Origin of the sequence: Dietzia sp. Alg238-R159, assembly GCF_900537145.1 — a bacterium.
Classification (GTDB): domain Bacteria; phylum Actinomycetota; class Actinomycetes; order Mycobacteriales; family Mycobacteriaceae; genus Dietzia; species Dietzia kunjamensis.
The window spans coordinates 262,979-283,851 of record NZ_UNRI01000004.1 but is presented as its reverse complement, the minus strand read 5'-3'; the positions used below and the strand labels follow the sequence as shown (position 1 = coordinate 283,851).

Here is a 20,873-nt window from a genome sequence, read left to right as displayed (position 1 = left end):
AGCCCGGCCTGATCGAGCGGCGCAGCCACGACTACGTCCGGCACGGCACCAGCACCCTGTTCGCGGCGCTGGACATCGCCACCGGTCAGGTCACCGCCGCACTCAAACCGCGTCACCGGAACCAGGAGTTCCTGGCGTTTTTGAAGCAGATCGAGCGGGCGTACCGTCATGTCGTCGATGCCGACGGTCAGCCAGTTGAGCTGCACCTGGTGATGGACAACTACGCCGCCCACAAGCACGCAAACGTCAAGGCCTGGCTGGCCGAAAATCCCCGGTTCAAGGTCCACTTCACACCCACCCACGCGTCGTGGATGAACCTGGTCGAGGTGTGGTTCGGCATCGTCGAACGCCAGGCCATCCGCCGTGGGATCTTTACATCCGTCAAGGACCTCAACGCGAAGATCCGCGCCTTCATCGACGGCTGGAACCACCGATCCCACCCCTTCGTCTGGACGAAAACCGCCGACGAAGTCCTCAAGAAAGCCAACCGTAAGAAGACTTCAAATGCGGACCACTAGGAACCCCCCGACTAACCCGTCAGGACCCGGCACCTTCAACTGCAGAAGGGGAATACTGCCCTCCAATGACTCCCAGACACTGAATCGCTCGGAGGGATGCGCCTGCACTGGCTCAAGATGCTTGTGCAGCGACGTGGATAGTTGGTGAACCGCCTGACCATGTAAGTCAGACCATTCCAGAATGTGCTCCCGGTGATTCAAGTAGAAGTCCAACTTGGAGTCGTCCACTGTCGCTGGCCTTTCTCCGCTCATCTCAAGCGTTTCGATAAGGTCTCGAGCCCCCGGGGCGATGGTCTCCGGACCGATGCGATTTATGAGAACCCGACCAATTGCACCCAGGTCCTGCCACCGCAGTGTTGTCCACTGGTCGACACTGTCCACGGCTGTGGCCGGGACGCCTCCGTCCGAGGTCAAGAAGACGAACGAAGGGCTCTCGGAGCTCCACCCCTCGGCAAGTCGGTCTGCTTGTCTTGCGCCCTCCGGAGCTGAGATCTTTGCTTCGATCAAGACTGTCGCCGCTGTAGTCCGCACAATGATGTCCGCGCGGGTATCCCCGCGAGTTTCCTCTGTGGTGACGGAAGCCTGCTCTGCGCCCTCGACCGACAAGGCGAGCAACTCGAGAAAGGCAGAGAGGTACTCGGAGCCCAGCCCATGCCAACCGTCTGGCGTTAGCAGCCACGCCAGTCCGCGGCACATGTAGACCTCAAGGCGATGTAACCCGAGTTCGCGCACCAAGGTCCGATGACCTGAGCGCCACGTCCGGTCGTTCTTTTGCTGACGGGTTAGCTCGGCCATCTTTCTGAACGCGGTTTCCCATTCGTAGACCACGTCCGGCCCCGTTGAGCGAGGCTGATCGCCGTCAACCATTGAGGACGACATGCGCGATCAGATGGTCGAGCTTCCGGATGTCGACGCCCCGGTTCAGGTTGATCTTGATGTGGCCGGCCCGTGTCCACAGTTCGAGTTCGGAGTTGAAGTCGAGCATCCTCCCCGCGTTTTCGGACGACCACATATTGATCGCGTTGTATGGCAGGGAGTAGATCTCGACCTTCTTGCCGGTGAGGCCCTGGGCATCCCGCACGATGAGGCGCTTGGTGGTGAAGATCGCGGAGTCGCGGAACGTCTTATATGCGGCGATCGGCTGCTCGCCCTGAACGAGCAAAGGCCCGATGTCGTCGGGAATCGGGCATTCAGCGACGAACGTCCAGGCGGCGATGTTGGCAACAGCAGAGGTCAACGGAGGGATCCGATCTATTCGGCGGGTATTCCGCACAGAAGAAGAAGTTGCTCGGGATAGTAAGCACCGATCCCGGGGTTTCGAGACGCAATGAGTAGGACTCGACCGCGAGAGCGCGGCGTCGAAATTGACCGGTGCACCTCGCCGCTCGTGAGGGGCAAGCTGGGGCCATGCCCTCCATCCCGAACCCCACCGCCCTCGAAGCCGCTGTCTCCGACCACCTCCCGTGGCTCCGCGACCTCTATCGCCACTTCCACCGCCACCCGGAGCTCAGCATGGCCGAGCACGCGACGGCGGACCGGATCGAGCAGGAGCTCACCGCGCTGGGCCTGGAGCCCCAGCGCATCGGCGGGACGGGCGTCGTGGCGGTCATCCACAACCCGGGCCCCGCCGGCGCGAAGCCGACCGCCACTGCGGTCGCCGGCGCCGGGCCCAACGGCGAAGCCCCCACCGTCCTCGCCCGCGCCGACATCGACGCGCTGCCCCTCCAGGAGGACACCGGCCTTGAGTACGTCTCCGAAACCCCGGGCGTCATGCACGCGTGCGGCCACGACGCGCACGCGGCGGCGCTGCTGGGTGCCACCCGCATCCTGGCCGAGAACCGGGACGCGTGGTYGGGCACCTACATCGCGGTGTTCCAGCCGGGGGAGGAGACGGCCGCCGGCGCGCGGGCGATGGTCGACGRCGGCCTGCTCGAGCGGGTCCCGCGGCCGGACGTGGCGCTGAGCCAGCACGTCATGCCAAGGGCGGCGGGCACGATCGGCACGGTCGCGGGCCCGGTGCTCTCGGCGGGCGACGCTCTCAAGATCACGATCCGCGGCCGGGGCGCGCACGGGTCGATGCCGCACACGGCGGTGGACCCGGTGGTGCTGGCGTCGTCGATTGTCCTGCGGCTGCAGACCGTCGTCTCGCGCGAGGTGGAGCCGGGCRCGTTCGCGGTGCTCACGGTCGGCTCGCTCACCGCGGGTGCCAAGGCCAACATCATCCCGGACTCGGCGGAGCTGCTGCTCAACATCCGGACCTACGATCTGGCGGTGCGCGAGCAGGTGATCGCGGCGATCGAGCGCATCGTCCGCGGAGAGTGCGCTGCTGCCGGCGCCCCGGCCGACCCGGAGTTCCACTACTACGACCAGTACCCGCTCACCCGCAACGACCCGGCGGTCACGGACACGGTCACCAAGGCGTTCGTCGAGCACTTCGGCCCGCAGGCGGTGTACGAGGCCAGCCGGGTCACGGCGTCGGAGGACTTCTCGCTCATCCCAGACGCGTTCGGGGTGCCATACACGTACTGGACCGTCGGCTCGGTCGATCCCGCCCGCTACCGGGACGCGGTCGCCCGCGGCGCGGTGAGTCAGGAGATCCCGGCCAACCACTCGCCGCACTTCGCGCCGGAGGAGGAGCCGACGCTGCTCACGGCCATGCGCGCCCAGGTGGTGGCGGCGCTGGCCTACCTGGGAGCCGAGCGCGGGGCCGTATAGAAGACGACGACGACAAGGACGCGGCTGCGCCACGCCCCCGCGGTCACCACGGTGGCGAACTTGTCGAAGTGCAGCAATGGCACACGCGATCGCGCGCACAGCGTAAACTTCCCCTCGTCCTGAGGGGAAGGTCCAGAGATGAGACTGGTCATTGCTACCGCGGCAGCCGCGATTGTCACGCTCGGTCTCTCCGGCTGCGGATCCGACAGCGGTGACCCTGTGGAGGCTGGCTCGCTGACGACGAGCACCACCACGAGTGCCAGCACCAGCAGCACGACCTCAACAGTGACCAGCAGCGCGCCCAGCTCGCCTACCACGGAAGCGGAGAGCGCGGCACCCGCGACTAGTGAGACCCCAGCTGTCGCGCCCGCGCCACCGGCAGCGGCAGCGCCGACCCGACCGGTGTTCATGCGGCCGGAGGACTTCGACCCGTACGGTCCTCCGCGGTTCGTCCAGTGCTGGGAGCGAAATGCGGCGGTGATGTCGGACGGGTCCATCGTCACCGACACCGTCAATTGCGCGCCGCCGCTCTCGGGGCCCGAGTCAGCTCCGTTCACCGACCCGCCGCGGGCCGACGGGTGCGTCGGGCCTGCTGCCACCTGCGGCTACTACGACGAGAACGGCAATCCGATCTGGTTCGACAAGGAAACGGGAGAAACCTCGCCGCGCTACTTCGATGAAGACGGCAATCCGACCATGGACCCGAACTAGGACTCGCGGTTCCGGCGGCTCGCCTGTCTATCCGGTCGGGTGGCACCGCGCCCCGTTCAGTTCCGGGCAGGGTCGGTGGTGTCCACCGCGCAGCGGATCGCGTCGAGACTGTCCAGGTCCCGGCGCAGGGCTTCGCGGACCAGCGCGGTCCGGTTAGGAACGCCGAGTTTCATCAGCGCGGACTCAATATGGGTGCGGACAGTGCGGACCGAGATTCCCAGGTGCTCGGCGACCGTGTCATTGGTCCAACCACGTGACAGAAGCCCCACGACGTCCAGTTCGCGAGCGGTGAGGTGATCGTCCGGTTCGGTCCGCTCGAGCCGGATGAGGACCCCGTTCGCGGCGGAAGAGGTGTCTACTCGCCACCAGTGGCCAGCGGCATCCCGGTGCCGGAAGTGCAGGTCCGCGGTCGCCCGCCGGTGAAGTCGCTCAATCTGCGTGAGCCGCTTGGCGGGAAACGGGGAGTCAGTGAGCGTCCCGATTCGCGGTTCGATCCGGCTATCTGACGCCCAGATCACGAGGTCTGCGGGGGAGCGTGGAGGGTCGGGTTGCGGGTCGGTGAGCTTGGCGAGGTCGGGGGCGAGCATGGTGAGCGCGAGTCGGGCGTCGTCGGAAAGAGGCCGCCCGTGAAGGGAGCTGAGGGCGAGGAATCCTGGGCTGGCCGCGTTCGGTCGGGCCGCGTCCTGTTGGCTCGCCCTGAGGTGCAGCGTCCCGAGAGGCACAGTGAGGCCCTCGTGGAATCCGCAGGGTTCGAGCGCTTCTTTGTAGGTACGTAGCGCACGAAAGTCGAAGGGCAGGTCGATGAACCGACGCGCCACGCGGTGCTCAAGGGCGAAGCGGTGTGCAGGGCACTGCAGGGCGTAGGTGGTGACGATGAACTTCACTGCGTCGGTGGGGTAGTCGAGGTTGACCAGCACCGGATGGCCGATTGCCGCGGAGCCGTCCCGCGCACCCTGACCGGGCGGACCACCACGCCGCGGGCCCACGAGAGTCGCGCAGTCGAACCCCAGCCCGTCACGGATCATCCGGATGGGCTCGTCCACGGGCACGTCCCCGCATCCGGCCGCGCGAACGCTGTCGGCAAGTCGGATCCACCAGGTCATGTCCATAGTCGTGCACTCCGCGAGCAGTCGCAGTCGACGCAGCCGGAAAGGACCGGCCAGCGTGACGGCATCGGCCAATCGGCCGATGTGAGCCAAACCACATGATGTCACTGTTGGGGCATCGGCGCGACGTGCCGACCGCGTACACCCCCGGGGCCATTAGTTGCCGGGGACGCCAACCCCTTGGAGGAACCATGAATGTCGAGGAGTACTCGTCGCAGGACGCAACCGGTCTGGCGGCGCTGGTCGCGGCCGGTGAGGTTACAGCGGATGAACTGGCCACGCTGGCTACGGACGGTATCAACGCGGTGAACGAGCACATCAATGCCGTCGCCTCGGGACCGTTCGATGCTCCGCTGGAGTACGCGCAGGAAGGCGCGTTCGCGGGCGTGCCGTTCGTGATCAAAGACCTGGTCTGCCACGCGGAGGGGGTTCCCACGCGTATGGGCACGCGAATGCTGACGGAAGGCATGACTCCGCCGTCGGACACTCATCTGATGGAGCGATTCCGGGCGGCGGGACTGGCGACACTCGCTACCTCCACGACGCCAGAGTTCGGATACAGCGCCAATACCGAGGCTCTGGTCTACGGTTCCACGCGAAACCCTTGGGACACGACGCGGAGTCCGGGTGGATCGAGCGGCGGGTCCGGGGCGCTAGTGGCGGCCGGGGCGGTCCCGATGGCGCACGCCAACGACGGGGGCGGGTCTATTCGCATTCCCGCTGCGGTCAATGGGCTCGTCGGGCTGAAGCCGAGCCGCGGCCGCGTCCCGCTCGGCCCGGACGTGGACGGGAACGCGCTGAGCGGTATGGCCATCGAATTCGCGGTGACGCGTTCCGTGCGCGACGCGGCGGCGCTGCTCGACGAGGTAGCGGTGAACTACCCGGGTGACCGCTTCATCATCGCTCCGCCCGAGCGGCCGTGGGCACAGGAGGTCGGGGCAGACCCGGGCCGGCTCCGCATCGCCGTGCACACGGAAGCATGGTCGGGGACATCGGTCGATCCGGAGGTAGCGGCCGCGGTGGAGCTGGTGGCGAAGACGCTCGAAGAGGCGGGCCATCACGTGGAGTGGGCGACACCCTCGTTCGAGTGGGAACCCTTCCTCGAGGCCACTGCGAAGGCATGGGCGGCGTTCCTCGCGGAGTCGGTGGCCGGTATCGAGGCTATGACGGGGAAGACGGCGGGCCCGGACAACCTGGAGGCCACCACGTGGGCATGTGTGCAGTACGGCCGGGGCCTATCGGTGTTGGAGATGGCGGCGGCCAACGCGACGTTCAACTCGATCTCCCGCGAGGTCGGCCGCTTCTTCGAGAGCTACGACGTCCTGCTCACGCCGACGACCAACCATCCGGCGATGGAACTGGGTTACCTGGACGCGAACGCCGATCTGGACGCGTTGGGATGGACTCGCCGGATCTTCGAGTCGTTCTCATTCACGCCGCTGTTCAACACCACGGGGACCCCGGCGATCAGCCTGCCGCTGGCCGAGTCACGGGGCGGACTGCCCATCGGCGTGCAGTTGGCGGGGCGGATGTCCTCCGAGTCGATGCTGCTCCGGCTCGCCTCGCAGCTCGAGTCGGCGTTGCCGTGGGCAGAGCGCAGGCCGGGCGTCCACGTCACGAAGGTGTGACCCGGGCACCGCGGTACGTACCCGCGTAGCAGCCGTCGCGGGAGGGACCTGAGGATGCGACGGCGAACAGCCGTCGCATCCTCAGGTCTCGCGGCCGTTCAGGCGTGAGCGCTGATGAGCTCCTCCATGGAGTCGCCGGTGTGCGCTGCCCACAGGCTGAAGACCGCGGCTGTCATGGCCGCGGCGGCGTAGAGGGCGGACGCCGGCCCGTGCTCGCGGACCACGGTGCGGATGCCGGCGGCGGCGTCGCAGTCAAGCAGGACCGCCTCGCACAGCTCGGACATGCCTTCCGGAGCGTCTTCCAAACGCGCCCGGTCCCGGACCGCGCCGATGACGTCCGCCGGTAGCTGCGGCGCCAGCGTCTGGGCGAGCTGGGCGAAGCGCGTTGCCACGGTCAACGCGTCGGGGATCGGCGGTGGAGTGGCCTCGGCGGTCAGCTCCAGCTCCTCGAGGAGCGCGCCGGCGGCGGAGATGTCGTCGCGGGCGTGGGCGTCCAGGACAGCGCGGACCCGGGCGACCGCAGCAGCGTGGCGCTGCTTGGCGCGCTCCATCCCGGCGTCGAGGTCAGCGACGGACACGGTCCACACATCGACGCCCTCGCGGGCCAGGAGAGGGGCGAGGAGCTCGAACTGCGCGCGCTGATCCGGAGATGACATGCACCCATTGTCTCCGGCGTCCCTGCCGGTGCGCGCGCGGCTGCCCCCGCATGCGTGCCCGGCAGCCCCCGCACGAGTGCCCGGCAGCCGATGCGCGCGCGGCCGCGGCTAATCCTCCTCGCGCCGCCTCACATTGGCGAGAACCCGGGCCACGCCGGCCAGGAAGTCCCGGCTGCGCCGCGCGGCCTGCTGTTCGAGGAGCAGCAGATCCAACGCCCGGATCACCGCGGCGAGATCGGCGCCGGCGCCCAACCGATCCAGAGCCGCTGCCGCCGCGACCGCCTGCCCCTCATGGAACGCCAGGTCCGGCAGCACGGCCTCCACGGCCCGGGACAGCTCGCCCGCGGGCCGATCGTCGAACGCCGCGCTCACGGAGACGCGGTACTGCTCGAACCGGTCCCGGGCGGCGTCGAGCTCCTGGCGAAGGTTCGCGGTCGCAGACATGGTCGCCAAGCCTACGACGACGACGAGGTCGCCTCGCCCTCACGGTCCCGCGGCCACCGCGACTGCGCGCGCGGTCACACCCCGAACGCCGCGGGATAACGGATGACGCCGCCTGGGACGGCAGAGGAGTCGTCGAGGGGCAGGGCCATCAACGCCTCGTCGGGGACGTCGAACGACGCGCGGATGCCGAAGCTGGAGGCGCGGCGGAAGCCGAACCGCGGGTAGTAGCCGGCATGGCCCAGCACCACGACGAGCGACTCGCCCATCGCCCGAGCCGAGGCCAGGGCCGCGAGGATGGCGGCCGAGCCGGCGCCGGTGCGCTGGAACTCGGGCAGCACCGAGCACGGCGCCAACGCGAGGGCGGGCTCGTCCCCGACGTGGCAGCGGGTGAGCAGCGCGTGGCCCACCGGACGCCCGCCGGCGGTCGCGGCGATCATCGACAGCCCGTCGATCCACGCGGCCGGGTCAGCGCGGAGGGCGTCGACGAGGTCGGCCTCGGCGGCGGTGGGAAAGGCGCGGAGGATGATGTGGCGGATCGCGGCGATGTCAGCGTCGGACTCGGGGCGGGTGGCCCAGGTGGTCATGCGGCTCCTACCCGGGGCGTTCCCGGCGGGAAGAGTTGGGCGAGGTCGCGAACGCAGCGTCCGGCCGACACCGCTGGTGGCTGTCCGCGTCTCGGAGCGTCGGAAGAACAGACAATGAAACACTTAGCCTTGCTCCGTATAGCTGACGCTTGTGAACTGGCGCGGCCGTTCCTATAGTGGGCCTCGTTGGCGCAACATGATCCCCCCTCATGTCGCCGACCCCGCCGCGTCGCGCGGAACACGCGGACCGTCCCCGGTCGCGACCCGCGCGTCGTGCGATGGAATCGCCGGCGGTCGCTGACCCCCCTTCCGCGGCCGCTGGCGGTTCACTCCCGTGGAGCGCCGAGCGCCGGGAGCCGAGCGCCGGGCCGTGTGGAGCGTCAGCGGTTGACGAGCTTGAAGAAGGTACTGCCTTCTCCGCTGGCCTTCTTCTCCTGGTACAGCAGGGCCAGCCCCTGCGAGTCGAACTTCTCGAACCACTCGTCCCAGCTGATCTGCTCGAGGGATTCGTCGCCGGCACCGCCGGGGAAGTCGAAGCGCAGGACGCCGGGGTCGTCGCCCTTGCCGGTGTCGCGGACGCAGGCGGGCTTGCCGTCGTTACTCTCGACCCACTTACGGATCTCGTCGTGGTCGGTCGTGGTGTTGGACTCGGATGCCGTGTCGGACACTCCTTCTGACGTGAGGCGGTGTGTCCCTTCCGATGGCACCACTCGGGCACGTTCGGATCAACCGGTCTGAGCCCTGGGCTGACGGTCGATCGCCGGGCCAGGGCCCGGTTCAGCAAGCGGGCTTGAGGAACGCCTTGAAGTAGCCGCCGGTCTCGTGGAGGAGGGCGTACCTGCGGGAGATCTGCGTGGGCCGGGGTGTGTCGGTGACGTAGACGGGCCCCTCAAAGCACTGCTCAAAGTAGATGCGGACTCGCGAGACGTGCCCCCAGTAGGTCACCACCAGGAGCGAGCCGTATCCCCGGTCCCGAGCGATGCGGGTCGCCGCGGTGGTTTCGCCCTCTGTAGTACTGACATCGGGCTGGAAGCACTCGACCTCGATACGCCGCCCGTCGCGGGCGACCACAGGGCTGTTCTCGCAATACGCATGGATCGCGGTGGAGTAGGAGTCGTCGCCCCTGGGTGACGGATGGGACACCAAGATCCGGTCAGAGACCCCCGTCTCAGCCAAGTGGCGGGCGTAGATGTAGCGGTCATCGTTCATTCCGGCAACCACGACGATCGCGTCGACGTGCTCGATTGAGTCGACCTGGGGGAAGAGGACCGAACGTGCGGCGATCAATCCGAGCACGGTGACGGCCACCAACACAAGCGTTACAGTGAGCGCGGCTAGGCGACGACGGGAACTTGGCCTCACCAGGCCGACGTTACGGCGGCGCTCTGAGCGACAGCTGAGCCACTTGACAGCGTTCGGAGGGGGAGAGAACCGTTCGTTTCTTGACCCGTCATTCTGACGCTCGGCGAAACGCTTAGCTCGTTCCTAGGCAATTGACGCTAATGGGCTGTAGTAGCTGTTCCAAAAATTGGCCACGTCGGTGGCAAAGCACGAAACCCCGCTTCATGACGCTGCCGCCGCAGCGGCACGCGTGCATCGCTGAGTGCCCCGTTGTTGACGACGGTCGCGAACTGCGCGCCATCCAGATGATTCGCAGGCGACCGCTGACCCCTGCTGCGGCCGCTCGTGATTCGCCTCGTGTCTAGGGACGACAGTTGGTCGTTCAGTCCTCGCATGCGGCGACTTCGGGTACCCCTTTGAGGGGGCTGGGCTTGAGCTGATCTGGCCAAATTGGCTCAGTGACGCCAACGAGACACCGAGCTTGTCTGCAGCATGACTTAGTGCGCGACGGCGGACTGGATCGAGCCGGAGCTCGCCGCGCTGGACTCCGAGCCGCAGCGAATCGCAAAGACGTGCTTGGGCGGGTAACGAGCAACGCTCAGGGGCGCGCCGTTCTCGCGAATACCGACATCGACGCCCTGCTAACGTCCGAGGGCCCAGGTCTCGGTCACGCCTTCTAGGGCGTGTCTCCCATAGCTGAGCGGTGACCCGCGAGACCGTGGCCGTATGGGACAGACGAAGTCACGATTTCGCCAGTTCACCGACGAGCAGTGGGAGCGGATAGAGCCCCTGCTGCCCTCCAATGAAGGGCGGCAGGGGCATCCGTTTCGCGACAATCGCAAAGTCGTCGAGGGGATCATCTACCGCTACCGAGCAGGTATTCCCTGGCGGGACCTACCCCGCGAGGAGTTCGGTGCGTGGCAGACCGTGTGGAAGCGTCACGCCCGCTACGCCCGGGACGGGACCTGGGATCGCATCCTGCACGTGATCCTGGCCGATGCCGACGCAGCCGGAAAGATCGACTGGAACGTCTCGGTCGACGCCACCATCTGCCGCGCTCATCAGCACGGCACAAATACAACGCGCCCTGAGCAGGACACAGGGGGCAGGGTCGAATCACAAGAACCGGCCCTTCCGGGACTGTGAACCCGCAGGTCATGGCATCGGTCGCTCGCGAGGAGGGCTGACCACCAAGATTCACAGTGCCGTCGACGGCCGCGGCCGACCGCTGGCGAACGTGATCACCGGTGGGCAACGAAACGACGGCGCGATGCTGGCCGAAGTCCTGGCCGACATCCACGTCCCACGCCACGGCAAGGGCCGACCCCGCACCCGCCCCGACGCGGTGATCGCAGACAAGGCCTACTCGTCTGGCACGATCCGMCGCCAGCTCCGCAGTCGCGGTATCGCCGCTGTCATCCCRGAGAAAAGCGACACCATCGCCGCTCGCGAACGCCGCGGCAGCCGCGGTGGCCGACCCCCGAAACTCGACACTGACCTCTACAAAGACCGAAACGTCGTCGAGCGTTCCTTCGCACTGGCCAAGCAATGGCGAGCGCTGGCCACCCGCTACGACAAACTCGCGATCACTTACCGCGCCGCCGTCACACTCTGCGCAATTCTCACCTGGCTACGCCGATTGGGAGACACACCCTAGGTGCGCACCGGCCGCAGCTAGGAGCTGCTCGATGGGCGAACGAATCGCCGCTTCCGCTTCCCCGGGCCCGGCCAGCTTGGTTTTGCAGCGCTCACCGAACTCGGAGATGGGTAAGTCCCCTGGAGTGGTGGGGTTTGGGGGCCGGGGTTTGGGCTGGCGACGGTGTGGCGGCCCGCCAAGGGGGTGGGCCATCGCGTAGTGGTCAATGAGTTACGACCAAGTAGCTCACGGAAGGACACACCACGCGATGACCCACTCCCATTCTGGCGTACACGCCCAGTTGGATGCACTCCTGTCCGCCGATCCGCAGGCGATGTTCGCCGAACTGGTGCGGGCCGGCCTGCAGGCGCTGATCGAGGCTGAAGCCTCAGCCAAGATCGGCGCCGGCAGGTACGAGCGCAACGAGGACCGCACCACGCACCGCAACGGGTACCGAAACAAGACTGTCTCGACCCCGGCCGGCGATATCGAGGCGCGGATCCCGAAGCTGCGATCGGGGTCGTTCTTCCCCGCTCTGCTCGAGCGGCGCCGGCGCATCGACCGGGCCCTGTACGCGGTGATCATGCAGGCCTACGTACACGGGGTCTCTACACGTGCAGTGGACGATCTCGTGCGGGCTCTCGGTGTAGACACTGGCATCTCGAAGTCTGAGGTGTCCCGCATCTGCGCCGAGCTCGACGCCGAAGTGGAGGCGTTCCGTACCCGCACGCTGGCCCACACCGAGTTCCCGTACGTGTTCGCTGACGCGACGTTCTGCAAGGTCCGTATCGGTGCGCACGTGGTATCTCATGCCATGGTCGTGGCCACTGGCGTTTCCGCTGATGGCACCCGCGAAGTGCTCGGCACGGCGGTCGGGGACAGTGAGTCGTACGAGTTCTGGAATGACTTCCTGCGCTCCCTGAAGGCCCGTGGGCTATCCGGGGTGCACCTGGTCATCTCCGACGCCCATGCGGGCCTCAAGGCGGCCGTAGCCAAGCAGTTTGTGGGCGCCTCCTGGCAGCGCTGCCGGGTGCACTTCATGCGCAACCTGCACGGCACGGTGGCGTCAAAGCACGCACCCGCGGTGACCGCGGCGGTCAAGACGATCTTCGCCCACACCGACCCCAAGGATGTGGCCGCGCAGTGGGACCAGGTCGCCGACACCTTCGCCGGCTCGTTCCCCAAGGCGCACCAGATGATGCGCGAGGCCAAAACGGACGTGCTGGCGTTCACCGCGTTCCCCCGCGGACACTGGCAGAAGATCTGGTCCAACAACCCCATCGAGCGGCTCAACAAAGAGATCAAACGCCGCGCCGACGTCGTAGAAATCTTCCCCAACCCGGAGGCCTTCCTGCGGCTGGCGACCTCGGTGGTGATCGACCAACACGACGAATGGCAAGTCGGTCGCCGCTACCTCTCAGAGAGCTCCATGGGCGAACTCCGAGCCGTCATCGCCGCCAAGCAGCACGCCCTCAACGCCAGCAACGGATATGATCAAAACACGGAACTCGTTGATCACTGCGACTGACCAGACGCGGAACCGATTCCCACCACATCACGGGGCACTATCACCCCCATCTATTAGTATTTGCTCACCCATGTCGGCCACCTTGATATGGCGCGGAGCTGGGTCTTCTGTGCGTCTGGGGCCGAGCTTCCAGTTGTGCTCGTCCACCCCCCCCCGACGCTGTCGAAGTGACCGGGTTGGTTGTGGGTGCGAATCTGGGAGATCACCAGGTCATCGACCAGATCCCAGCCCGAGCGCTTTCGCGGCAGCCGACACGCTGGTGCGGTCGATCACCAGCCGTTGCAGAATCCAGCGGGTGCACCGCTAGGTGGTCCTGGCCTGCGGCTCCGTCAATGACGGCATGCGCTGCTAGGAAATTCGGGTTTCGCACCCGCTGTGGTCGCAGTTGAAGCGCGGCACCCGCACATGCAGCCTCGGGGGATGCCCCACGATCGGCAGATCAGTCACCTTTCGCTCGACATGGTCCCGGAGCCGGCCAGCAGTGCCGCAGTCGGCGCACACCGGGTCAAGGCTCACCGGCGAGCAGAAAAGGTGCGTGAATTCGCCGGCGACGGCGGCGTCGGTGTTGGTCACCCCGAGTTCAGCGGTGCGGCAGATGGTGTCGGCGAGCAGGCTGGCGGTAGCGCTCAAAGCGGGTCCTGGGGTGCTGGATGCAAGCCGTGAGAACCTGCATCTTCACACGCCCCTGGGCCCCCTCATCTACGCCTCACCCTGTCAGCCGCGAACCCCGCTACGCACTCCGGATCTGGAAGGGCCCGTTTGGCGGGTCAGGTGATGCCGATGACGAGGGTGGATCGGGCGGCTTCGACGACGTCGTCGGTGATGGTGTTGAGCTCGTTGATCTGCATGATGCGCTCCATCTGCGTGAACAGTCTGTCGACGAGGCGGAAGTTGCCGCGGGTGATCCGTGCGATCGCTGCGAGGGCTTGAGCGTCGGTGAAGTCGTCGGGGTCGAGGGGGTGCCCGTATTTGGGCCAGCGACGTTCGAGCACGAATCGCAACTCGTCTTTGGTCAGTGGCCGGTATTCGTGGGCGAACCCGACGCGACTGTAGAGCTGCGCGTAGCGGCTAAATCTCTTCTCGATCCCGGGCATGCCGATGAGGATGACGGCGACGTCGTCGCGGTCGTAGTGGTCTCGCACCACTTCCAGGGCGGTGGCATTGAGGCGGTCGGACTCGTCGATGATGATCAGYTCGACGTACTTKCGCAGGTTCCTGGGTCGTGTCTGCAGYTCGCCGGTGTTGATCAGATGCTCGTCGATGCACGCAGATACCTGGACMRTCAGGCCGGTGAGATCGTCTCTGACCTGACGCGGMGTGCTCAGGACCGCGGGGGTGTAGAAGACTGTCCGYTTCCTGGCCAGCGCGGCATAGATCGGGAAATCKGAGTCATCGCGTGGWCCCCATTCCTCGAGGAGCCGCTCGGCTTTGTGCCAGTTCGCATACCGTCTGGCAGACAGTGTYTTACCGATCCCGGCTTGGCCGTAGCAGATGCCAATGGTGCGTTGCCGGCGTACGGCGTCGGCGAACTCGACGAATCTSCGGTGCTGTTTGGTGGCGATGAACCGTTGCGGAGACATCAGTCATCCTCCAGGTAGGTGCGAAGCTTCGTCTTCCTCCGGGCKGGTGGGGTCGGTGCCGGCGGGGCCGGAAAYGAGGGGTCTTCGTGGCYGGCGACGACGGCAATGCGTTCGGTGATCTGGCCGCGTAGCTCGCGTCGGCGGGCTGCGCGTGCGTGTTGAATGTCTTTGAGRCTGACGGTGGYCGATGCGTGATCGGGGTCCACGGCCTTACAGATGTACTGGTTCTTGTGGAAGACRTGGATTTCGGAGATGTCGCGGGGGTCGTACCGGATCACGACCTGYTCTTTGACGTAGGCGGCCAGCAGCGGTGAGACGTACCGCAGGCCCTGGAAGCGCACTCCGTCGCGGTGGACGATGCGCGTTTTGGCCACGGTCAGCAGCAGCAGGTTGAGATCATCGAYGGTCTCGGGCAGGCGRGGMAGCCACCCGTCGCCGATCCAGGTCCGGTAGGGGCTGTCGCCAGTCTCCGGGTGGGTGCGGCGGTGATACTTGGCACTGATGAACTCGCCGATGGCGGTGTCGAGTTCGGGCAGCGTCAGTACCGGCTCGGGGTGCCGCTGACCGCGGGTGAGATAGCCCGGCAGCTCGGCAAGGAGTTCGGTGTTAATCGTGCCGAAGATCCGCTCGATCTTGCCGCGGCCCTGTGGTCGGGCGATGGTCGAGTAGATGATCTGAAAATGCAGGTCCTTGGCGGTTTGGGCGAGATGGTGGCTGGTGAAGTCGGTTCCGTGATCGACGTAGAGCACATCGGGCAGGCCGCACATCGGCCAGTTCGGATCGCTCTTCGGGCAGATTGCGTGCCGCAGCGCCAGTGCGGTGTTCATCGCAGACGGTGCGCCGAGGAAGACCATGTAGCCGCACACTGCCCGGGAGTAGTCGTCGAGGATGACGGTCAACCAGGGCCGGGCGGGCCGCCCGTTGGCGTCGTTGATGAGGATGTCGAGTTCGGTGTGGTCGGCCTGCCAGGTGGCATTGGCCCGCTCGGCTCGGTGTCGCCACACCAGCTCGTAGGTGTCCCGGTAGGCGGCCGCACCCTGGGGTGATCAGCGCCGCCAAACGAAGCTGCAAAATTCCGCCAAACGAAGTTGAGAGTCACATACCGCTCCTGTGTCGCAGGGTCCCGTTGCACTTTTGTGCCAGGTATCCCTATGGGGTCTAGAGTGCATCTGCACTCGCTGGAGCCGCTGGTGGCCGACGAGTGCTGCGCTAGTAGGGGGTGGGTAACAGTGGACCGGACTAGGTTCCGCTGGTGTAGACCACCGCGCGGGTCGAGGCAAAGTGTCGGAGCGGATCGCTATCGTCTGGCAGGTGGTCGCAATCGTTGCTGTGCTTCATACCCTTGCCCTGATAGCCCAGGTGGGCGGCGGTGTTCTGTTAGTGGTTGAGGCCATTCGCACACGACGCAACATCTCGACCTTCCAAGACGCGTTGGTCGAGGCGGAGGGTGTCCGTGAAGAACAGCGGTCCGCGATTGGTGCAGCTCGAGAGAAGACTCTCAGCAGGCTCCACGCCCCAGTAGCTGGGGTGCCTCGCAGTGCGATGCTCCCATCCGGCTTTCAATCGCTTTTGAATTCGTATACCCAGTTCACCAGTCCTGACACTGTCGAAAAACTCGTCAGCGATCACGGCCCCGCGGCCGCTATCGAGCGACGTGCGCTCCTGGCGTTTCTAGACAGCCAGTTCCCGGCCACGCCGCGTCGCTCGCATGGCCCGTGGCCTGGCGTGGTCCTGCTGTTCGCAGGAATCTTGGTGGCCTACGTGGCCAACATGCTGTCGACCCTGGCGCTCTAACGTTCGGGCAGCTGAGACGAAGCCTCGAAGGAGCGTCTCATTCAAGTCGAGATCGTCGGAAAGACGGGACCGCAGCCTCGAGGAGGACGGGCGGTTCACTGCTGGCTGAAGTTGTCTCGCCATTGGAAGGTGTAATGCTCCCAGATGGCCGATGTGTCAGCGGAGGGGAGTGATTGAAGGATTCTGTTGTAGCAGCGGCCGGCGTCGCCGAGCGCGGTATCGAGGTCGTAGTGCTCTGGGGTGAGGGGGCTACTTTTCGCGGTTGCCGTCCACTGTGTCGTCCAGGCAGGTCCAGGTGAGACGAGAGTGTCTGGCATGTCGGAGATGCCTCGAAGATCTCGCTCCCGCTCTACGGCGTCAACTGTAGGTGCGAGATCAATCGGCAGATATTCACTGATGAGAAGTAGATCTACAAGGTCACGGAAGCGTCCGGACGGTAGCCGAGTCGGTCCGAACGTCTCGTAGAGAGCGCACAGTTTGTCGGCGATCTGATCGGCGAGAGGATAGAGCTGGACGGGTCCCTCAGGTGGGAAGTCGTCGGTGTCGATGAGCCGGGGCAGTGGGTGGCGTTCGATATCCCCGACAAGCGGACGTCGGCTGGTGACTAGGTCGATCGAGAATGTGTCGAATTGCCGTCCGCCCAGGTAGGCGGACACGGTCACTGTCGTGCCTTTGTCGCCACTGATTGGTCGTGGACGGCTAAGTTCGAAGCGAAAGTGATCTAGGTGGTGGTCGCGGGCGACACGACGGAGGTCGTCGATGGGATCGACTGAGTCGTCGGCGACCAGGAGGTCGATGTCGTGGCTGTAGCGGGCGTGAGGTAGCCGCACCATCATGCCGACGCCGCCCTTGAGAACCCATCCGTGGGGATCAGCGTCGAAGATCCTGGCCAGAAAACGCGACATTACGAAGCGACGACGAGCTATCTGGTCGTTCTGTCCGTGTTGGCGAGCCTGGGTTTTCAATCGATCGGTCACCGATGCCCGGACGGCTGCTGGCGTACGCGAGGTCGGGCTCACTGGCTACCTTCCCAGAAGCGCTCGAGTGCGCGTCTGGCCCCGGCTGAGGCATCCATAGCCTTGAATGCCTCCGAGAGGTTGGCGTTGTCGGCAGCGGTGAACTTGAAGTCCGGCATAGGGGGCATAGGGAAACGAGTTATCTCGTCAAGCATCGCCCGTGTCGAGGCTGAGCTGAGCTGTGTTATCTGGCGTGCGAGCGCCTCGGATATGGGCGGATTCAGACCCTGAGCCATGCTGGCCCACTGGCTGATTGGGCCAGCTGACTGTTTTCGCACGATGTCTGCCATCGCCAGCGTGGTGGCAGGAACTCCTGCCTCGGCAATCAGTGCGTCGAGAAAGCCTTGGCCGTCGAGTGCTCGATGGCCGTAGTTGAAAGCGAAGGGGGAGAGCGCTTCAGTGACGTCATCGACGGTGCTCAGGTCGCGGGTGAGAGCGTCACGGACGATCGAGGCGAGGTGTCCGGCGTCCAGTGCCGCGGCTGCCAGGTCGCGGATCGTGCGGGACGCTGTTGTTACCGGGAGCCTGTCGACTACCTGCCAGTCGTCGCGATCCAGCGCAGCCCGGTGGGTGACCACGCCGGGGATCGACAGTCTGATTCTGCGGGTGGTGGAAAGCTCCACTTCGTCCGCATTCAGATCGCCCAGGTGGAGAAGCCGCGCTGCTGTGCGATGGGACAGCACTCCCGTGGGCACAGCTTGATCGAGCCGCTCCCAGGTCACCGTGTTCTGGTCGAGCGCCATCCATGCGAGCCGCTCATTGAGATGCTCGTCATCAGGAAGGCGAGTGAGGCGGTAGATCCCGTGGTGAAGTCTTTCCAGCACTCCGGAATCAGCTAGTCGCTTGAGATCTTGTGGAGTGATACCGATTTGCGACCGAGCCTGTCTGCTCGTCACTAGCCCGTCCTGCTCCGCAGCAAGCTCCACAAGGGCTCGGACGCGGTCATTCGAAGACATGGCACAAAACTACCACTTGGGGCCTAGTTTCGTAACACGTCATGTAATTATTGTGCCATGCGCACTGGAGGGCGGGTGTCGCAGCGATAATCCAGACGTTTCGAGTAGAGGCGCGGATCGATGGTGCGGCGGCCTGCCACGACGTGGGCGACGTGGTCCCAGGGAGAGTGGTTTAGCCGTCATGAGGGTCAGGGGTGAGCTCTTCGTCGATGTCGACGAGGTACTCCATCATCGCTGCAGCGCGGTCGGAGGCCGCGGGCTTGGCAAAGATCTCGTCGAGTAGTGCCTCTACGGGGATGGGCTTCGGCGTTCGTCGATAGCGGAGGTGGGCGCTGATCAGGTGCATCGTCGGATCGCGGTTGACGCATTCTAGGATGGGCCTCAGATCGGCCCTTACAGCAACGAACGATGAGATGTCGAAGAACTCGACGGCAGCGGCCAAGGTGACCCAGTCCCTCGTGATGCGGAACTCCTCGATCAGCGACGCAACGATGTCCTGGCGTCCCGCTGTCATGCCGGGGCCAGACTTTCAGGACTGCGTTCACGCTCGGCTTGCTGGTGGCGGTAGAGCGTGGCGCGGGACCACCCGACTAGTCGAGCGGCTTCCTCGGCGGTGCGGCCCTTAGCGCGGGCGTCCCGAACGATGTCGAGCTTCTCCGCGATCACCGCGGGGTCAACAGGTGGACGGCCGAAACGGGTACCGTTCTGTTTCGCGGCAGTGATGCCGGCGTTGACTCGTTCGGTGATGAGCTCGCGCTCGTACTCGGCCAGAGTGGCGAGCATGCCCAGCATCAACCGGCCAGTGGTGGTCTCCGGGTCAATACCGTCAGAGAGGGACCGGATCTTCACGCCTTGGTCGCGAAGCAGGTTCACAGTGTTGAGCACGTCAATCAGGGACCGGCCGAGCCGGTCGATGCGCCACACCACGACGGTGTCGCCGGACTCGACGTACTCCAGCAGTCGCTTCATGCCCGGGCGTTTGATCGCGGTCCGGCTGCCCGAGGTGACATCGGAGAACACATCTCGCTTCTGCACTCCGACATCCATGAGCGCATCCAACTGCAACTGGGCGTCTTGACTCGCAGTACTGACTCGGGTGTAGCCCAACAGCCTCATGGCCCGATTATGTCTCACAAACCCCAATCGGCCATCATCCTGCGACATTTTGCAGTGAGACGACTTTATGAGGCGTCAAACCTCGCTATCGGCCCATGAAGCGAACGTGCGATCGGTCCAGCAACTGGAGTCTCGTAAAACTGTAGGTTTTCGAGCCGTCTCTTCCGGGGCCCGAGCGCATGACAATTCGACGTCAAGACTGACTATTTCTCAGTACTGCGTGGTTCTCGGAGTCGCAAGAGCATGGTTAAGGATCCGCTCGCAACATCAACTGGACGGAAGCCTGCGCGATCGTACAGGCGACGGGCGTAGTTGTCCGATTCCACACTGAGGCTTATCGCTGCCAGCTTCTGCTCATGTGCGGCAGCAAGTAAGGAATCAAGCAGGTGGGACCCAATCCCTCGCCCTCGCCGTTCTCGGATGACGCCCATTGACAATTCAGGAATGTTGGCGCTCACAAAGCCGTAGCCGGGATCGCTCTCGGGAAACAATCGCACCCAGGCGGCACCCACGGGCTGTGCGCCCTCCGACGCGATGACTCCAAGGTCGCCTGACCGTGGCCAGCCTGCGACGTAATGCGCCAGCTGGGGATGGGCTAGCACCTCCGCGACGCTTCCGCTCGGCCCGTCCGGTCGCCAGTACGCCGCCGCGACGAGCATCTCCGCCAGAAAGGGTGCATCGGAGGCTTGAACACGACGGATAGACAAGGCCACAGATCGATCGTAGCTCCCGGTGGGCCGCCACAAACGAACAATCAGTCGTGGCCTCGCATACGAAGAGCGGACTCCAGACGGAGCAGAGCTTGCCCGTCGCGCGTTAGGAATTCACTCACTGTTTTCACGACATTGCCGATGCGAACGGCAGCCTGAAAGCAATCACAGAACGCCGCCACAGAGCGATGCGATTCACAGGAGTGGATCGCGCTCGGGGTCGGACGGCGGTCTCTCGTGTCCAAGGAAATGAGAGTGTGTTGTCTGTCGGCGACAGAGCGACCTTCGGAGGACTGAATGCATCGGATCATCAGTTACGCCCCGGAGTACCGGTCTGCGTTGTTGAACCTCTCGCTCCGGGCCTGGGAGCCAGTCTTTCCGGTGGTGAGGAACGAAGTGCCGGGCTTCGTGTACGGCGCGTTCTACCCGAACGGATGGCGCGTAAGGCAGCTCAAGGACTTGTCGGAAGTGCTTGACAATGAACCTGAGAATGTCGATGTCGCGGTTGATGAGGGGCGGCCAATCGGATGGGTGTGCACTCGCTTGCACCCTGACGACAACATGGGCGAGGTTTTTGTCATCGCTGTGGTTCCCAACTATCAGCAGCGGGGGGTTGGGCGTCATCTCCTGGAGCACGCGTTCGCCCGAGTTCGCGAGGCGGGCATGGCGATGGTGATGGTCGAGACGGGTGGCGATAGCGGGCATGCGCCTGCGCGAAGAGTGTACGAGTCGCTCGGCTTCGAACCGTGGCCCGTTGCGCGATACTTCAAGCAGCTTGATCGGTAGGAGACACGGGGCTCTTTTAGCCTCAATTCACCGATGAAGTAGCCGGGG

22 protein-coding genes and 1 pseudogene are annotated in these 20,873 nt (G+C 65.3%); 8 read left to right on the top strand and 15 right to left on the bottom strand.

Translation table 11 applies throughout. From position 1 onward, the window contains the following. Nucleotides 1-518, top strand: a 518-nt coding sequence (locus G6R20_RS12395) for an IS630 family transposase (RefSeq protein ID WP_163376571.1), incomplete at its 5' end; no start/stop codon positions are given. Nucleotides 519-1,377: 859 nt separating this feature from the next. On the opposite strand, the gene G6R20_RS12385 is transcribed toward G6R20_RS12395, so the two are convergent. Further along, nucleotides 1,378-1,755 carry a PH domain-containing protein gene (locus tag G6R20_RS12385; RefSeq protein ID WP_043565875.1) on the bottom strand — a complete coding sequence of 126 codons (378 nt, stop codon included), beginning with the start codon at nt 1,753-1,755 and terminating at the stop codon, nt 1,378-1,380. 170 nt (nt 1,756-1,925) lie between these two features. On the opposite strand from G6R20_RS12385, the gene G6R20_RS12380 reads away from it, so the two are divergent. Beyond that, nucleotides 1,926-3,233, top strand: a complete 1,308-nt coding sequence (locus G6R20_RS12380) for an amidohydrolase (protein WP_163376569.1) — start codon at nt 1,926-1,928, stop codon at nt 3,231-3,233. Here the strand turns inward: G6R20_RS12380 and G6R20_RS12375 are convergent. Further along, nucleotides 3,203-3,730: a hypothetical protein gene (locus tag G6R20_RS12375; RefSeq protein ID WP_163376568.1), complete on the bottom strand. Its 528-nt coding sequence runs from the start codon at nt 3,728-3,730 to the stop codon at nt 3,203-3,205. The two genes, G6R20_RS12380 and G6R20_RS12375, sit on opposite strands and share 31 nt — an antisense overlap. Between G6R20_RS12375 and G6R20_RS12370 the strand changes: the two genes are divergently transcribed. Beyond that, on the top strand, nt 3,714-3,944 hold the full coding sequence (locus tag G6R20_RS12370; RefSeq protein ID WP_163376567.1) for a hypothetical protein: 231 nt from the start codon (nt 3,714-3,716) through the stop codon (nt 3,942-3,944). The genes G6R20_RS12375 and G6R20_RS12370 overlap by 17 nt on opposite strands. A 56-nt stretch (nt 3,945-4,000) precedes the next feature. On the opposite strand, the gene G6R20_RS18775 is transcribed toward G6R20_RS12370, so the two are convergent. Further along, nucleotides 4,001-5,125 carry a helix-turn-helix transcriptional regulator gene (locus G6R20_RS18775; RefSeq protein WP_240341439.1) on the bottom strand — a complete coding sequence of 375 codons (1,125 nt, stop codon included), beginning with the start codon at nt 5,123-5,125 and terminating at the stop codon, nt 4,001-4,003. A gap of 116 nt (nt 5,126-5,241) precedes the next feature. On the opposite strand from G6R20_RS18775, the gene G6R20_RS12360 reads away from it, so the two are divergent. Beyond that, nucleotides 5,242-6,678 (top strand): amidase family protein, encoded by a 1,437-nt coding sequence (locus tag G6R20_RS12360; protein WP_163376566.1) that lies wholly within the window; start codon nt 5,242-5,244, stop codon nt 6,676-6,678. A gap of 98 nt (nt 6,679-6,776) precedes the next feature. Here G6R20_RS12360 and G6R20_RS12355 read toward each other — a convergent pair whose 3' ends face one another. The 5 genes from G6R20_RS12355 to G6R20_RS12335 form a co-directional block, all read right to left on the bottom strand. After that, on the bottom strand, nt 6,777-7,334 hold the full coding sequence (locus tag G6R20_RS12355) for a hypothetical protein (protein ID WP_163376565.1): 558 nt from the start codon (nt 7,332-7,334) through the stop codon (nt 6,777-6,779). Between the two features lie 108 nt (nt 7,335-7,442). Beyond that, nucleotides 7,443-7,778, bottom strand: coding sequence for a hypothetical protein (locus G6R20_RS12350; protein ID WP_163376564.1), 336 nt, complete (start codon nt 7,776-7,778; stop codon nt 7,443-7,445). Nucleotides 7,779-7,852: 74 nt separating this feature from the next. After that, entirely contained in the window at nt 7,853-8,362 is a 510-nt protein-coding gene (locus G6R20_RS12345; protein WP_163376563.1) for an N-acetyltransferase, read from the bottom strand. Nucleotides 8,363-8,742: 380 nt separating this feature from the next. Then, a complete protein-coding gene (locus G6R20_RS12340) occupies nt 8,743-9,030 on the bottom strand; it encodes a hypothetical protein (protein WP_163376562.1) in 288 nt (95 codons plus the stop codon). A gap of 109 nt (nt 9,031-9,139) precedes the next feature. Continuing rightward, nucleotides 9,140-9,670 carry an ElyC/SanA/YdcF family protein gene (locus G6R20_RS12335; RefSeq protein WP_240341438.1) on the bottom strand — a complete coding sequence of 177 codons (531 nt, stop codon included), beginning with the start codon at nt 9,668-9,670 and terminating at the stop codon, nt 9,140-9,142. A 759-nt stretch (nt 9,671-10,429) separates the two neighbouring features. Here G6R20_RS12335 and G6R20_RS12330 point away from each other — a divergent pair. Next, nucleotides 10,430-11,360: pseudogene (locus G6R20_RS12330) on the top strand (IS5 family transposase). 247 nt (nt 11,361-11,607) lie between these two features. Further along, complete coding sequence (locus G6R20_RS12325; RefSeq protein ID WP_163376561.1) at nt 11,608-12,867, top strand: IS256 family transposase; 1,260 nt, start codon at nt 11,608-11,610, stop codon at nt 12,865-12,867. Nucleotides 12,868-13,215: 348 nt separating this feature from the next. Here the strand turns inward: G6R20_RS12325 and G6R20_RS18770 are convergent, their stop codons facing one another. From G6R20_RS18770 to G6R20_RS12310, 3 genes are all read right to left on the bottom strand, one after another. Further along, nucleotides 13,216-13,497, bottom strand: a complete 282-nt coding sequence (locus tag G6R20_RS18770) for a transposase family protein (RefSeq protein WP_240341437.1) — start codon at nt 13,495-13,497, stop codon at nt 13,216-13,218. A 137-nt stretch (nt 13,498-13,634) separates the two neighbouring features. Beyond that, nucleotides 13,635-14,447 carry an AAA family ATPase gene (locus tag G6R20_RS12315; protein WP_163376560.1) on the bottom strand — a complete coding sequence of 271 codons (813 nt, stop codon included), beginning with the start codon at nt 14,445-14,447 and terminating at the stop codon, nt 13,635-13,637. Next, complete coding sequence (locus G6R20_RS12310) at nt 14,447-15,451, bottom strand: Mu transposase C-terminal domain-containing protein (RefSeq protein ID WP_205475854.1); 1,005 nt, start codon at nt 15,449-15,451, stop codon at nt 14,447-14,449. The genes G6R20_RS12315 and G6R20_RS12310 overlap by 1 nt, the downstream gene beginning before the upstream one ends. Before the next feature lie 307 nt (nt 15,452-15,758). On the opposite strand from G6R20_RS12310, the gene G6R20_RS12305 reads away from it, so the two are divergent. Continuing rightward, nucleotides 15,759-16,241 (top strand): hypothetical protein, encoded by a 483-nt coding sequence (locus G6R20_RS12305; protein WP_163376559.1) that lies wholly within the window; start codon nt 15,759-15,761, stop codon nt 16,239-16,241. Between the two features lie 95 nt (nt 16,242-16,336). On the opposite strand, the gene G6R20_RS12300 is transcribed toward G6R20_RS12305, so the two are convergent. From G6R20_RS12300 to G6R20_RS12285, 4 genes are all read right to left on the bottom strand, one after another. Then, nucleotides 16,337-17,260, bottom strand: a complete 924-nt coding sequence (locus tag G6R20_RS12300; protein ID WP_163376558.1) for a nucleotidyl transferase AbiEii/AbiGii toxin family protein — start codon at nt 17,258-17,260, stop codon at nt 16,337-16,339. Further along, on the bottom strand, nt 17,257-18,213 hold the full coding sequence (locus G6R20_RS12295; protein ID WP_163376557.1) for a type IV toxin-antitoxin system AbiEi family antitoxin domain-containing protein: 957 nt from the start codon (nt 18,211-18,213) through the stop codon (nt 17,257-17,259). Before G6R20_RS12295 ends, G6R20_RS12300 begins: the two co-directional genes overlap by 4 nt. Nucleotides 18,214-18,385: 172 nt before the next feature. Then, the gene (locus tag G6R20_RS12290; protein ID WP_163376556.1) at nt 18,386-18,727 is read right to left on the bottom strand and encodes a hypothetical protein; all 342 of its coding nucleotides are present in this window, start codon (nt 18,725-18,727) and stop codon (nt 18,386-18,388) included. Further along, nucleotides 18,724-19,377: a recombinase family protein gene (locus G6R20_RS12285; protein ID WP_240341435.1), complete on the bottom strand. Its 654-nt coding sequence runs from the start codon at nt 19,375-19,377 to the stop codon at nt 18,724-18,726. The genes G6R20_RS12290 and G6R20_RS12285 overlap by 4 nt, the downstream gene beginning before the upstream one ends. Before the next feature lie 959 nt (nt 19,378-20,336). Here G6R20_RS12285 and G6R20_RS12275 point away from each other — a divergent pair. Continuing rightward, nucleotides 20,337-20,825: a GNAT family N-acetyltransferase gene (locus tag G6R20_RS12275; RefSeq protein ID WP_163376555.1), complete on the top strand. Its 489-nt coding sequence runs from the start codon at nt 20,337-20,339 to the stop codon at nt 20,823-20,825. The last annotated feature ends 48 nt before the right edge of the window (nt 20,826-20,873 follow it).